Consider the following 13,722-nt stretch of genomic DNA (forward strand, 5'->3'; position numbering starts at 1 on the left):
TTCGCTAGACGCTTCATACTTTTCTATGAGGGCAGATTTGACGCTTCCTCCCTAGGGACGTATGCCTCAGTGGTTTACGGATGAACGCAGAAAACCCGTCGCACCCTCGAACAGAAGGGGCGGCGGGTTTTTTAGCGGAGCCTTTCGTTGTCGCGCGAGGAGCCTATCGCCAACCGCCGAATCACAAAGTCGCGATCCGCTTCCGGCCACCTCTGCAGGATTTGGCCGATAAAACCGGTCACATGGGCGGCGGCGAAGCTGTTTCCTCGCAAGTTGCGCCGCGGTTGCCGCACATCGAGCGGCCGCGGGTAGCCGTGGGCGGAGAGGGGAACGACATCCTCCGGATGATAACGCCATTCATCGGCGGAACAGTCCCCCGCCTTGACGCCGAAGACATTGGCCAAAGAGGCGGGCCAGCACCTTTCCTGGCGCGGCGATTGGGCGGCCACAATCAGGCTTCCCTTGGCCTCGGCGGCGTCACAGGCCGCCTGAAACAACGACCGGTACCGCTCATCGGCGACGCCGAGGCTCACATTGATCAGATCCAGGTCATGATCGATGGCCCATCCGATCCCGGCGGCGACGACAGAGGGAAAGGTGCGCAGGTGATCATCAAAGACCTTGATGGCATAGAGCTCCGCCGCCGGGAGCTTGGCCCGGATGATCCCGGCGATGGCGGTTCCATGCCCCAAGCGGTCGGTGTAGTCGGTCAGGGGTTGCAGGCAGCCGTCGACGCCCACGGCGATCCGCACCCCGCCGGCGATCCTTCCCACGTGGCTGTGCGCTTCATTGACGCCGCTGTCGATAATCCCAACACGGATCGGCCTATCCCGCATGGGCAGTCCACCCTCTCGCGCTGAATTGCCAACGGCCCTTCGTGTGTTCCAAAAAGTGATCCGCCAGGCTCACAAGGCCTGGGCGGTGGCTGACCAGGATCAAGGTAACACCGGGAAAACGACGTCGGAGATTTTCCAGGATGCCTTGTTCGGTATCCCTATCGAGGGCCGATGTCGCCTCATCGAGAACGATGACCTTGGGCTGATGGAGAAGCGCCCGGGCGATCGCCAGGCGCTGTCGTTGCCCCGCCGACAGTTGCATCCCTTTTTCACCGATGATCGTCGCATAGCCCTGGGGCAACTGCAAAATGACGTCGTGGATGTCCGCCAGCTTCGCCATCGCCTCGACCTCAGCCATCGGGCAGGCGCGTCCAAAGGTCAGGTTCTCCGCCACCGTGCCGTGAATCAACCAGACGTCCTGGCTCACATAGGCGATGTTTCGCCGCAGGCTGGCCGCGTCGATCTCTGCGATGGGGATGCCGTCGAGCCGAATGGCGCCGGCAGTCGGCGTCAGGTGTTTCAGGAGCAAGTCCAGAATCGTCGTCTTGCCGATCCCGCTCGGTCCGACTATCGCCAAGACAGCGCCGGCTGGCAGCGTGAAGGTCAGGCTGGAGAGGATCCGTTTTTCCGAGTACACATCGGGATAGGCGAAGGACACATTTCGGAATTCGATCTGGCCGCGCAGGGGTTCGGGAAGCGTCGCCGGCAAGGACGGTTCCGCCGGCTGATCCAACAGTTCGCTGACTCGCTCCCAGGACACGCGCGCTTTCTCGCCCTTGATATAGACGCCGGTCAATCCTTGGATCGGCGAAAAGGCGCGCACCAGATAGGATGAAAAGGCGATCAGATCGCCGACAGAGATCGCGCTATGCAACACATCGCGGCCACACCACCAGTACACGGCGACTCCAGCGACAGCGACGACCGTTCCCGGTATGTTCCCCGCGAGAAAGGACACATTCAACAATTGCAGGTTCACCCTGTTGACAGTGTCCGTGTCCCGCCGGAAGGCCGCCGAAACGGTCGGTTCGACAGCCAGGCCTTTGATAACCTTGATGCCCTGCAACGATTCGAGCAACACCGTGGCCAATCGCCCCTGGCCTTGCCGGACCTGATTCGCCAATCCTCCCACCGTCCGCCGGAAGAGCGCCCCCGACAGCGCCGGCAAGGGCAACAGGAGGAGGCTCAGCCAGGCGAGGGGCGGGTTGAGCCAAAAGAGCATCGCTACGTTGAAGACGAGGGCGATCACGTTCGTGATGACAAAGTAGAGGGAATCGACGGCAAAGCCCTGCACCTCGGCCATATCCATGTTCAGGCGGGTCAGCAGCTCCCCCGTTTTTTGCCGGTAGAGAAGCGGCATGGGCAGGCGCAGGATGTGGCAGAACAGATCCTCACGCATGTCCGCCAGAACCTGCATCGTCGCCCGGCTATAGAGGAGGTTGTTTGCCCAGGAGCAGAAGAAGCCGGCGATGACGAGCGCCAGGCTGATGGCAACGAGTTGGTTCAACAAGGGCTTGTGGCCGATCAGGACCTCGTCGACGAGCAGCTTGGTGACGTACGGGTAGGCCATCCCGAATCCGGTCGAGGCCAGGGAAAGGGCGCCCACCGCCAGCAAGGCCCACCGGCGACGCTGCAAATAGGGCCGCAGGGCGCGCCAACGGCCGTTGCGCAGCCGCGCTCCGGAAGCATCGCCGCCGACGGCAACGGCAGCGGCGAGGGGCGTGGCAACAGATGCTTGCCCGCCGCCACTGCCGGCAGTATCACCGGTAGTAGCACATGTATGAATCGGCGCAAAACTGGGGGGTGTCGCGGAGTTGTTGGGCATATCGCATCACCTCTTCCGGCGCGACGGCGCCGACCTTGTCCAGGACGGCTTTGGCGAGTTGGACGGCGCCCAGCTTGCGCAAAAAGGAGGCTTCCCTTCCCACGATTTTGAGGGAGGAAACGCCGATCCGCTGCAGTTCCGGCAGAGCGCACAAGCCGCATGGCCCCAAGGGCAACCCTTTCGCCGACACCTGATTGCCGCAGCTGTTGAGATACCAGATCCATTTGCGGTAGTCGGCCAGATTGGCCAGCCACCGCTCTTTTACTTCCGGCGCGATCGGATCGTCGGCGATCAAGCCATAGTCCCAGGCGGTGGAGCAAAACCCTCCGGGCATATGGGAGGTGCGGCAAAGGCCCTCCTCATAGGCGCAGCCGTCGTTCAGCAAAAACACCTCGATTTCCAGATCCGCGCCGACGGCGGCGCAGATCCCCTCGATCTCGATCAACGAGAGGCTGCGCGGCAGGATGATCCGCTTTGCGCCCAGATCGCGGAAAAAGCAGGCGGCCTGAGCATTGTGCACCGCAGCGACACTGCTCACATGGACGCAGTATCCCTGATCGGCCAACACCGACACCAGCCCGGGATCGCTGACGATGAAGGCGTCGAGACCGCAGTCGGCGACGGCTCTTTCGGCCATCTCCAGGAGGAGGGGCCACTGCGCCGCCTGATAGCTTGGGGCGTTGACCGTCAGATAGACAGGGACGCCCGCCTTTTTTGCCTTGTGCGCCGCTTCGGCCAGGGAAGACCAGGAGGTAAAGCTCGCGCGGGGGCTGCGCCGGTTCAGCCACCCCCCCTGTTTTTCTGTCCACGCTTCAGGGACGAGGCCGCAGTAGAGTTCTCCTGCGCCTGAACCGATCAGCATCTCCACTTCATCGACCCTGCTCAACGGAGCCAGCAATTTCATGCTGTTCCCTCCAATCAACCCGGTTTGGCCTGGATGACGATCCGATCCACCCCGGCAGGCGGTTCCAACGGCAACGACGTATGCCAGAAGAACACCGTGTTTCCCGCCTGGATCAGATCGGGCGCCAGCTGCAGCGTGTAGGTTTGGCACTCTTTTTTACAGGGGGTATGGGCGGTAAATCGCTGAGCTGTCGCAGCCCCCAGGGAACCGGCGAGACAGGCCCTGCCGGTCGTCACATAGGAAAAGGGCGCATAGAGGCTCACCTTCCAGGGAAGACGCGAGACCCCCTTCGAACTGTGCAGGTCATCGCCCCATGCGTCATCGCCCCATGCGTGGAACTTCGATGAGTGATCCTGTGGTGGCTGGCCTTGCGGCCGTTGGCTGCCCACAGGCAGGTCTGTTTCCACGCGCGCGACTCCCTTGGGCGCCAGCACCCGTTCAAAAAAGCCGCGCTCGATGGGGATCTCCTCATCGCTCTCGGGCATCCGCGGGTCTCGCAGGGTTTTCACCAGCAGCCGCCCGATGACAGGTGTCAGCCTGTATTCACTGACCAGTCGAAAGACACCCCAGTCGTTGACGACAACCTCCCCTTGCGGGTGATGTTGACGAAATTCTTTCAATAGTAAGGAGACCTGGGCGAGGCCCAGGTCAGACACATAGGGGGTGACCAATGTCATTGCCATCTGTTGCGTTTTACACCAGTTCAGCGCTTGCGATAAAGCCGAAAGACTCGGCAGTTTCCGCTGGCAAAATTCGGTTCCAAAGTAGAGCCGCTTGAACCGCTCCAGTCCGCTTTCAACGGCTGCCGCCGATTTCACTTTTTCCGCTGTTCTCACTCTATCGGCTGTATCCGCCATATCACCCGCTGTGACGGCTGTATCCACTGTTTCCGCTATTTTCAATTCTTCCCTTGCTTCTGCCGTGTCCACCAGCCACGGACTGTCCAACAGCGCCGTCTCTTTCCAAAGTTCACTGGCATCGCTGCAATAGATGGCCCACTCCATCAGTCATCCCTCCTGCTTCCTAGGGCACCATCACCACTCGACAATGAATCGTGTCTGTCGGCAGTTCGGTGTCCTTGATCACCTCGAAGGTGTCGGCGTTGACGACGGTAAAGGTGTTGCCAGCGCCGGTGAGGTAGAGTTTCTTGCCGTCATTGCTGACGTTGATCGAATAGCAGGTGCCATGCTTCGTGGGAACGGATTTGATGAGTTTTTTCGTTTCCAGGTCGTAGGCGGCTACGTTGTTGCCGATCATGTACACTTTTTTGTGGTCTTTCGACCCAACCGAACCGAAGTATCCGTCGATGGGCGCGTCAAAGGCGATCTTCTTGAACTCGCCGGTCTTCAGATCCGCTGTCAGCACGCCCATCTTCGCGTCATCCGGTTTTTCAGGATTGGAGATGATGGCCGGCGCTGTGCCGAAGTTGTCGGCCTCGCGATCGGTCTGCCATTGCGGCAGCACGTTTGTCACGCTTTCATTGGGGGCCGGATTGAACAGCGCCGTTTCCTTTTTCATTTCCCCGGTCTCGATGTTCATCCGCAGGACATCCCGCCCATAGATGAACACGTCTTTTCCCTCCGCCGGCATGGCCAGGCTGCAGGTGCCGTAGGGGACCTCGTAGGTTTTCATCACCGATAAGTCCTGGCTGTTCAAGACGAGAACCTGGGGCGGCAAGGATTTTAATTCCGCCAGGGCGCGCTGGGTCCGGTACATCTGCACGATGACCTGCTTCCCATCGGGCGTCACGGTGAGACCGAAGATGCTTCCCCAGGTATCGCCGTTTTGAAAGGAGATCGTTTTTTCCACCTTGCGCGTCTTTGTATCGATGACGGCCAACTCTCTGCGTTCGTTCGTGGAGGCATACAGCTTTTTGCCGTCAGACGACGGGTACATCTCCTGGACCGGGCCGTGAACCTCGATGTCGCCGATTGTGTTGTAATTGTTGCCGTCAAGAACCATGATCTTGTCCAGACCGCCGACGAAGATGGTTTCTTTCGGCCCTGTCGAATTGCATGCCGACAGCATGCACAATGCGCCGGACAGGAAGACGCCGGTTGCGAATTTGAGCCAACGATTCAATGTCTTTCCCCCTATCGATTCTCACGGCCTCGTGATGACCGCCTCACTCACCCATCAACGCTTCGCCCGGCTTAGGGCAGGTTCATTCGCTGATCACGGCTTGGCTGGCCGATCAAAACCTCTCATGCCCTTCACTGCAAGGCTTTCGCCTTGCCCTGGTTTGCTAACTTTTCCAAAAATCCGGGGACTTCCCGTTGAAGGCGAACGAAGGCGCCGAGGCCGATCTCGTACCACTGTTTCAGCCAGTTGCAGTATTGGCGGTTGGCGCTGCGCGCGTCGCCCTGGCGGGTCAGCGCTTCGTAGTAGCACCCGCCGGCGCAGATGTTGCGCAGGAAACAACCGGCGCAGTCGTCGTCCCGTTCCTGCCGGACAGACTGATAAAAGGCGGCTCTCTTTTCCCGGTCGATGCCGGTCGTCACATGGCCCCACTGGAAGTCATCCTGGCCGGAGAAGCGGTGGCAGAGATAAATCTCTCCGGCCGGATCGATGCCGACAAAACCGAGCCCCGCGCCACAGGGCAGGGCGCGCACATCGCCATGGTACAGGTCGACCAGCAGGTTCGATAGGTTGGAAAAGCCGAGATACCTTCCCGCCTGAGCTTCGGCGCAGAAGCGTTCTGTCAGGAGCCGGAACCCGTCGAGCATGCGTTCCAGATCTGCTTCGTCCAGGCGCAGCGCCGGGTCGTCGCTGGTAACCGGCGCGATGCCGATCTCGGCAAAGCCCAGCGCGCGCAGGTGGTCGAAGATCGCGGGGATGGAGGCAAAATCGCGGGTGATGGTCACCCGGGCGGCGACCGGTCTGGTCGATCGGGCGACCAGCCTGGTGACGCCTTCATGCACCGGCCCGTAGGAGTCTTGCCCGTTCGAGAGCTTGCGGTTGGCGTTGTGGACTTCGGGCGGACCGTCCATGCTGACGGAGATGCCGACTCGGTGTCGTGTCAGAAATTCGATTTTTTCCTCATCGAGCAGCGTGGCGTTCGTCGTCAACGAAAAATCGACGCGCTTATTCACGTTTTCCGCAGCGGCGAGGGCGTAGCGGATCGTCTCCCGGACAACAGGGAAGTTCATCAGGGGCTCGCCGCCGAAGAAGGTGATGGTGACGTCTTTGTCCGCGCTCGATCGCATCAGCAGATCGACGGCAGCCTTTGCCGTTTCGCTGTCCATCATCCGGTCGCGCTTGCCATAGTTCCCGCCTTCGGCATAGCAGTAGCGGCAGGTCAGGTTGCAGGCATGGGCGATGTTCAACACGACTGTCTCCAGCGGCAGGTCGGGGGGCAGCGGCGGTGTCCGGCGACGGATCGACGGGATCGCGCCGATTTGTCGCAGCTCCTCCCAGGCTTCCTGAAGCGGCTCGGGAGCAAAGCGGTCTTGCAACGCCCTATGCGCCGCCTCGGCATTTCCGGCTGCCGCTTCGAATTGGTCGAGAAGGGCTGTCGAGAGGGCATCCATCTCGACGATGGCATTGGCGTCTGGCAAAAAGAGATACTCTTGTTCGGCCTGCCGGAATCGAAACCCGTTGATCGTCGTCATCCCATTCACCGCCTATTGAATTCCTCGGTAGACCGGCACGGTCACGAGCAGGTGGCTCTTGCCGTCCAGGGTTTTGCCGTCCGGCCTCTGGTAGTGGGCCACCACCGTAACGCTGCCGGCGTTGTTCGTCGACAGGGTCCGCTGCGGGTTCGGGCCATCGTTGGCTGGTGTGAACAGGCCCGAGGAGTCGATCGTCCCCACGAACTTCACATCATCGTCGTCGGGGGTGCTGGCATACTCCTGGAGTTCCCATGTCGCCGGCGCGAGGCCGATCTCGATATCATCATCTGTGCCCGCCTGTCCGTCGGCGCCGTTGCTGAAGGCCGTCGCTTCAAATTGCTGGGCCTGTTTGGCCGCCGTCGTTCCGCCGATGCGCGAAAGGCCGAAGTCAGGCGTCACCTTGAGGTAATCAGCTTGAGGGTAGATGCCCAGCGTGACATCGCTGCGGTTTTGCTTAACGCTCAACGGCGACAGGCCGACGGCGTTGCCGACATTGACCTTCAGTTGCGCCCGGCCTTCGTCCGTCGCCGTCACCTCTGTGACGGTGAGCCCGCCGGCAACACGGGCGATATCGCCGGCTGTCAGATCCTTGAGGTTGGTTCCAAAGAGGGTGAGCACCGCGCCTTGCGCGCCCGCCGGCAGCGCTTTCGGGTAGACGGCGGCGATGCGGCGCTGGCCGTCCTCTTTGAACATCGTCTCTTTGCCGCCCACCTGAACCTGGGAGAGCGAACGCCACTGACCGGTCAGGCTTTTGCCGTCGGCGGCCAGGTTCAGCTCCTGGGTCGCTTTCTCCTTGCCGCCGGCCAAGCTGCCGCGAACGGCGTAACCCGTGTAGATGCGCGCCGTCCCTTCCCAGGCGCTCTCGGCGCCGTCGGCGAAGCGGACCTTTTTCACTTCTTTGAACTCATCATTGCCTTGAGGCAGGAATTCGACCGTCCCTTCATAATCGCCCTTGCCGGTCTGGTGACCGACGACCCGCCATGTTCCCGACAGGGTTCCAGTCTTTTCCCGGGAAGACCACTTCTTCCACTCGGTCGTGTCATAGGGGTAGGCTTTCGCCAGATCGTTGAGCGCCTGGTCAGACGTGTTCACCCAGTCGATATCGCGCTGGGAGAGGACCAGAGAGGGCAGGATGCCCAGGTGGAATCCCTTCAGTTTCTTCCACTCTTCCGGGGTGCGCCGCTCGGCGACGATGCGACCGAGCGTATGGCACCGGGTGCAGGTGTCGCGCACATTGTCATTGGGCGCCGTTTCTTTCCGGTTGCTTTCCCCGAGGATCCAGTCTTCGACCATGGCCGTCTCTTCCGGCGCCAGCCCTCTTGTATCGCTTAGCTCTTTCACGACGCGCCGCGCTTCCTCATCGCTGATCGCCAGCCCCCACAGGCGCTTCATGCGCTTGATCGTGCTGTCCCAGCCCTCGGGGGTTTTGCGGATGGCGTCGATTCGATCCAGTTTGCCGTCCTTGTCCCGCTGGTGGCAGGCGGCGCACTTCTGTTGGATCAACTCAGCGCCGGAGACGGTCGTTTCCGCGCTAGCCGGTTTGTCCGGTGAATAGGAGAGAAACAAGATCCCGCTGATCGCCATGCCCAGGATCAGGGCTTTGCTCGAACGCTTCAACAACGTCAACTCCTTACTCTGCGACGGTGATTTTCTGCCAATCCCGTTGGGCGGCGGGACAGGCCCGATGCCAGTCACGGAAGTTGGTCATGCCGTCGGGAACCTGCGCCGGCCACCAGCAGTCGGCGTAACAGCCGTACAGATCCCGCTCGACCGGTTGACAGAGGCCGGCGACGCCGAGGCCAGTCGAATCGGCTTCCCAGCCGGGATCGAAGACGGTGGCGCATCCCGCCGGTGATTGAAAACCTTCGACGACCGGTTCTTCGCCGGTTCCCAACTTCTCCACTCGCAGGCGTTTTTGGTTGAGCACACGCACATGCTTCATGTTTTCTCTCCCCTTCGCTTTCTAAGGTCACCTCCAGTCTAAACGCCGCCGGTCAACGAGGCGTCAACAGGCGGTCAAAGGAGAGTAAAATGAAGATAAAGTTTTCTTGATATTTGTGCCGTCATGGATTCCTCACCGGCTGATTTCTTGCACAATGGTTGCAACATCTTTATAATGAATAGAGAAGCATTCGAGCAAAGGAGCCCGTAAACCGACGTTTACGGGCTCCTTTTGCACATCAAGGGGGGTGTCACAATGGATAGAATCCTTGTTGTCGAAGACGATCCGCATATTCAACGGCTGCTATCCATTGCGCTCCGGCAGGAAGGCATCGACTTTACCCTGGCCGGCTCCGGCGCGGAGGCGTTGGCGATCGCGGAACGACAGCTTTTTTCGTTGGTCCTTCTGGACATCATGCTGCCCGACATCAGCGGAACCGAGGTGTGCCAACAACTGCGCCTCTCCTCTCCGATTCCCATCGTGTTCATGAGCTGCAAGAATCAAGACAGCGACAAGATCCTGGGATTGAGCATCGGCGCCGATGATTATATTGAAAAGCCCTTCAACCTCCACGTCCTGATGGCGCGCATCCGCGCTCACCTGCGGCGCAATCGCCTGTTCCAGCAACGGCTGAAACAAGCGGAACACCCGCAGATCCGCTTCGACAATATCATCATCGACTTGCAAGGCCACCGCGTCATCCGCAACAGCCTGGAGATCTACCTCACGGCCAAGGAGTTTGAGATGCTGGCCTTCTTCTGCCGCCATCCTCAACAGGTGTTCACGGTGGGCCAGCTCTTCGAGACCATTTGGGGCGAAGAGTTTTGTGAGACCCGCACCGTCATCGTCCATATCTCCAACCTGCGCAAGAAGATCGAAGAGAACCCGCTCAGCCCCAAGTACATCCTGACGGTCCGAGGGGTGGGATACAAGTTTGCCGCCAATACGGCCCTTTCGTAATGCCTACTTTTTTAAAATCGCGGCCTTCACGATCGGCTTGTCGATCATTCCGCTGCTCATCTTGACGGGCTTCGGCCTCTTTCAATTCGATAACGCCATCGAGAAACTGACGACCTATCAACTGGATTTGACAGTCGAAAACGTGCTCGAACAAAAATACGCCCTGCTCGTCAAGGAATCGGCGTCGATCAACGCCGGCTTTGCCCATGTGGAAAGCGATCTCCTGTTGCTGCAAACCCAGGCGGCCACGCTCCTGAGCGAGAACCCCGCCGCCGACAGCCTGCCGTCGCTGACGCTTGTCGACCGGCCGGCTGGATACCGTTGGGAGCCCATGGTGCGACCTGAGGAGGCCAACATCTTTCTCAGCGCCAGCGCGCCGCGCAGCGACGCCTTTTATCGTCGACTGCGAAACATCAAGCGGCTCTCGCCCTTATTGGCGCAGGCGGCCAACAACGAGCCCCTGGTGGACAGCTTCTACTTCTGTTTTCCCGAATCGGCCTGGCTCACCTATCCAGCGATGGATATCGATTACGAGGTGTCGATTCACAAGCTTCCTGCCGACCTTCGTCTCGAGAATTACGACTTCTATCGGTTTATGACGCCGGCGTATAACCCGGAGCGGAAGTTGCGCTGGTCGCCTCCCTATGACGATGTGTCCCACTGGGACCGGGTCGTCACGGCGGCCGCCCCCGTCTACCTCCCCTCGGGTCAGTTCGCCGGGATGGTCGCTGCCGACTACCCGATGGCCCATATCGCCCGGCACATTTTATCGCTCCAGTTCACCGAGCCCAACGCTTTCGCCTTCATCATCGACGACAAAGGCAGGCTGATCGCCGGGCAGGAAAAGACGCCGGAACCGTTGCCGCCGGCCAGCCTGCGGCAGGTGCTGGAAGAGCGGCAAGGGATTCAGCGGATCGCCTTGTCTCAGGGCGCCGCCTACCATATGTACGCGCCGATCGCGAATACGGGCTGGTTCTTGAACTTCGTGATCCCGGAACAGGATATCCGCGAGCCCTTTATCGCCCACTCGACAGAGCAGATCAGCCGACTGCTGCATGACTTTTCCCATTCCTTTTTCGCTTATGTGGCGGTGGTGTCGCTCGTCCTGGTCTTTTTTTCCTACCGGTTCTCCAAAACCGTCACCGAACCGGTGCGCCGGCTGACGGAGGCGTTCCGGGAGAGTTCACAGGGCAAGCGCATCGCGCCGGTGCCCGTCGTCACGAAGGACGAACTGGGCCAGTTGACAGCCACCTTCAATCAGATGAACGAGACGATTCATTCGCTGATCACCGAACTCAACAACCGGGCGACCCGCCTGGAGGAGCGCGTCCTCGAGCGAACCCAGGAGATCCAGGCGGCCAATCAGCAGTTGCAGGCCACCTACCAGCAGTTGAAACAGACCGAGGCGTCGCGCACTGAGCTGATCGCCCAGATCTCTCATGACCTGAAGACGCCCTTGACGGTGATGAAGGCCGGGTTGCAGATCCTGGAGAAGTATGATCTCACGCAGGAGGAACGGATCGATCTGACCGACCGGGTGAAGCGCCAGACGCGCCAGATCACCCAGTTGATCGATGACCTATTTGAATTATCCACCATGGAGTTGCAAACATAAGCCTTCCAAAAAGAGCTGCTGCCCGTTGATTTCCTGCTGGAAGAGACGATCGGGCTGCTGGTGGATGAGACGGTTGCCGAACCGATCCAGGTCCACCGGAACTACGCCCCTGACCTGCCGCTGATCTGGGCCGATCCGCTGAAGCTCCAGCGCGCCTTCAGCAACCTGCTGCACAACGCCGTCAAGTACTCGCCCGGTCAGAAGCCGGTGCAGGTCTATGTGGACGCCGTCACCGTCGAGGGTGCGGTAGTCGTCTCCATCCGCGATCTGGGGATGGGCATCGCCCCGGAAAATGTGCCGAAGATCTTCTCGCTCTTCTACCGCGAACCGCGCACCCATGACCGGCACATCGGAGGCAGCGGCCTGGGCATGAGCATCGTCAAGAAGATCATCGACGGTCATGGCGGGGAGATCCTTGTGGAGAGTGCGGTGAATCAGGGGACGACGGTCCGGGTGGTGTTGCCGGTGCACGGGGAGGGTCTCTGATGAAGCAAACCTGTGATTTTACAACCCTGTTGCCGAAACAGACTCGCTAAAGACTTAATCGCCACAAGCAGTCCATCAATTTGGGCTGCTTTTTCTTTGATTTTCCTAACTCAATCAACTTTCACTTCGACGGTAAACGTTCTTGCTGGCGGAGCATCGCTCTCCCAAGGTTGTAAATAATTTAATTTTAGTTTTGTGACACCGCTTTTGTTGGGAGCAAACCACCACCACTCCCGACCGCCTGCACCGAGGAGCGGTTCCGTTTGCGCTGGATTCGTTAGCAACGTATACCGATGTCCAACTTTAGATAGGACGTTAGAATCAGGTTCAATGCCGTAATTCCATGAGTAACCCGTTGACGCATTGCTATTCAACTGTACTTTGAGAATTTCGCCTTTTTTAATCGTCACCTGTTGCCCGTCATAACGCTCGTCAACCACCTTTGTAATCGTACTGGAAGGTGCGTCCGCATTGATTTCAACGGTAAAGGTTCTGGCCGGTGGAGTCTCGCTTTCCCAAGGTCGAATATAATTTAGTTTTAGTTTCGTTACACCGCTTTTGCTGGGAATAAAGCGCCAGCACTCTTGCCCTCCCGCACCAATTAACGGTTTTGTTTGTGCTGGATTCGTTAGTGAGGTATACCGATGTTCAACTTCAGAAAGGACGTTCGAATCGGGTTCGATCCCATAATTCCATGAATAGCCCGTTGAGGCATTGCTATTCAGCTGTACCTCAAGAATTTCACCTTGCTTAATCGTTACCTGTTTCCCGTCATAATTCTCATTAATGATCTTGATACTTGAGTTGCTTTCTATAACAGCGTTGGAAGCCCAAGCTGTCGGCAATAATGATGTTAGTAATATGGCAATGGATGAAAACACAGTCACGATCTTTCTTACCATAGCAATCTCTGTCCTTTCTTACTTTTCTCCCTTTTCAATACAATTGACGCGCCATTTTATGTTTTGGTTCCAACTAAATTGACCGTCCGCAGCGTGTGCCAGTAGCTGAAGCGTTACACCCTTTCCGATATCGCCGCGGCATTGGCTACCGAGTACGCTGACGCCGAAACGTCAGACACCCTTTCCCCGGAGAGGATCGAGTACCAACTCTACAAAAACCGACACCCGGATTTCCGCTCCATCCCCTTTGCGGAGCCCTATACCCCGTCAGCGATGCTTGGCAAAACCTCAGATATACAGGTCTATAATCGCCCGGACACATTGGGGAATGAAACCACGAACGACGAACTTTGGGTAACTATTTTTTTAACATTTTTCACTTGCCAAACAAAATGTATAATCAACCGTTGCTCTAAACAGGTGTGCTGTGATTAGATTCTCCCAACTGATGGACATCACGTTAGGTCTTTATGAATAGACTATATTGGGCCAACCTTATATGTTTGAAAGGAGTGATATTGTTACTTAAAAAATTCGACAAAAAAGCGAACATTATATCCCATTAAAAAGCCCAAAAGTAACGTACGAGGAGGATTTTCATGAAAAGAAAACACAGTTTATGCTTTGTTATTATTACATTT

General features: G+C 58.4%; 12 protein-coding genes. 3 read left to right on the top strand and 9 right to left on the bottom strand.

What is annotated here, in order from left to right:
- Window positions 1-131: 131 nt before the first annotated feature.
- From qhpE to qhpC, 8 genes are all read right to left on the bottom strand, one after another.
- Window positions 132-836, bottom strand: coding sequence for a subtilisin-like serine protease QhpE (gene qhpE / locus GTO89_RS07955; protein WP_161261534.1), 705 nt, complete (start codon window positions 834-836; stop codon window positions 132-134).
- Entirely contained in the window at window positions 826-2,661 is a 1,836-nt protein-coding gene (locus tag GTO89_RS07960; RefSeq protein WP_161261535.1) for an ABC transporter ATP-binding protein, read from the bottom strand. The genes qhpE and GTO89_RS07960 overlap by 11 nt, the downstream gene beginning before the upstream one ends.
- Window positions 2,597-3,565 carry a U32 family peptidase gene (locus GTO89_RS07965; RefSeq protein ID WP_161261536.1) on the bottom strand — a complete coding sequence of 323 codons (969 nt, stop codon included), beginning with the start codon at window positions 3,563-3,565 and terminating at the stop codon, window positions 2,597-2,599. Before GTO89_RS07965 ends, GTO89_RS07960 begins: the two co-directional genes overlap by 65 nt.
- A gap of 14 nt (window positions 3,566-3,579) precedes the next feature.
- Window positions 3,580-4,569: a hypothetical protein gene (locus tag GTO89_RS07970; protein ID WP_161261537.1), complete on the bottom strand. Its 990-nt coding sequence runs from the start codon at window positions 4,567-4,569 to the stop codon at window positions 3,580-3,582.
- 19 nt (window positions 4,570-4,588) lie between these two features.
- Window positions 4,589-5,647, bottom strand: coding sequence for a YncE family protein (locus GTO89_RS07975; protein WP_161261538.1), 1,059 nt, complete (start codon window positions 5,645-5,647; stop codon window positions 4,589-4,591).
- Window positions 5,648-5,778: 131 nt separating this feature from the next.
- Window positions 5,779-7,176, bottom strand: a complete 1,398-nt coding sequence (locus GTO89_RS07980; RefSeq protein ID WP_161261539.1) for a radical SAM/SPASM domain-containing protein — start codon at window positions 7,174-7,176, stop codon at window positions 5,779-5,781.
- A 12-nt stretch (window positions 7,177-7,188) separates the two neighbouring features.
- Window positions 7,189-8,793, bottom strand: a complete 1,605-nt coding sequence (peaA, locus tag GTO89_RS07985) for a quinohemoprotein amine dehydrogenase subunit alpha (RefSeq protein WP_161261540.1) — start codon at window positions 8,791-8,793, stop codon at window positions 7,189-7,191.
- Window positions 8,794-8,806: 13 nt separating this feature from the next.
- Window positions 8,807-9,118: a quinohemoprotein amine dehydrogenase subunit gamma gene (qhpC, locus tag GTO89_RS07990; RefSeq protein ID WP_161261541.1), complete on the bottom strand. Its 312-nt coding sequence runs from the start codon at window positions 9,116-9,118 to the stop codon at window positions 8,807-8,809.
- Between the two features lie 255 nt (window positions 9,119-9,373).
- Between qhpC and GTO89_RS07995 the strand changes: the two genes are divergently transcribed.
- The 3 genes from GTO89_RS07995 to GTO89_RS08005 are packed head-to-tail and all read left to right on the top strand — an operon-like array spanning window position 9,374 to window position 12,179.
- Window positions 9,374-10,078, top strand: coding sequence for a response regulator transcription factor (locus GTO89_RS07995; protein WP_161261542.1), 705 nt, complete (start codon window positions 9,374-9,376; stop codon window positions 10,076-10,078).
- Complete coding sequence (locus GTO89_RS08000; RefSeq protein ID WP_161261543.1) at window positions 10,053-11,693, top strand: histidine kinase dimerization/phospho-acceptor domain-containing protein; 1,641 nt, start codon at window positions 10,053-10,055, stop codon at window positions 11,691-11,693. Before GTO89_RS07995 ends, GTO89_RS08000 begins: the two co-directional genes overlap by 26 nt.
- A gap of 60 nt (window positions 11,694-11,753) precedes the next feature.
- The gene (locus GTO89_RS08005; RefSeq protein ID WP_161261544.1) at window positions 11,754-12,179 is read left to right on the top strand and encodes a sensor histidine kinase; all 426 of its coding nucleotides are present in this window, start codon (window positions 11,754-11,756) and stop codon (window positions 12,177-12,179) included.
- 110 nt (window positions 12,180-12,289) lie between these two features.
- Here the strand turns inward: GTO89_RS08005 and GTO89_RS08010 are convergent, their stop codons facing one another.
- Window positions 12,290-13,081, bottom strand: coding sequence for a protease inhibitor I42 family protein (locus tag GTO89_RS08010; RefSeq protein ID WP_161261545.1), 792 nt, complete (start codon window positions 13,079-13,081; stop codon window positions 12,290-12,292).
- Window positions 13,082-13,722: the final 641 nt, after the last annotated feature.

This window comes from Heliomicrobium gestii (assembly GCF_009877435.1).
GTDB lineage: Bacteria > Bacillota > Desulfitobacteriia > Heliobacteriales > Heliobacteriaceae > Heliomicrobium > Heliomicrobium gestii.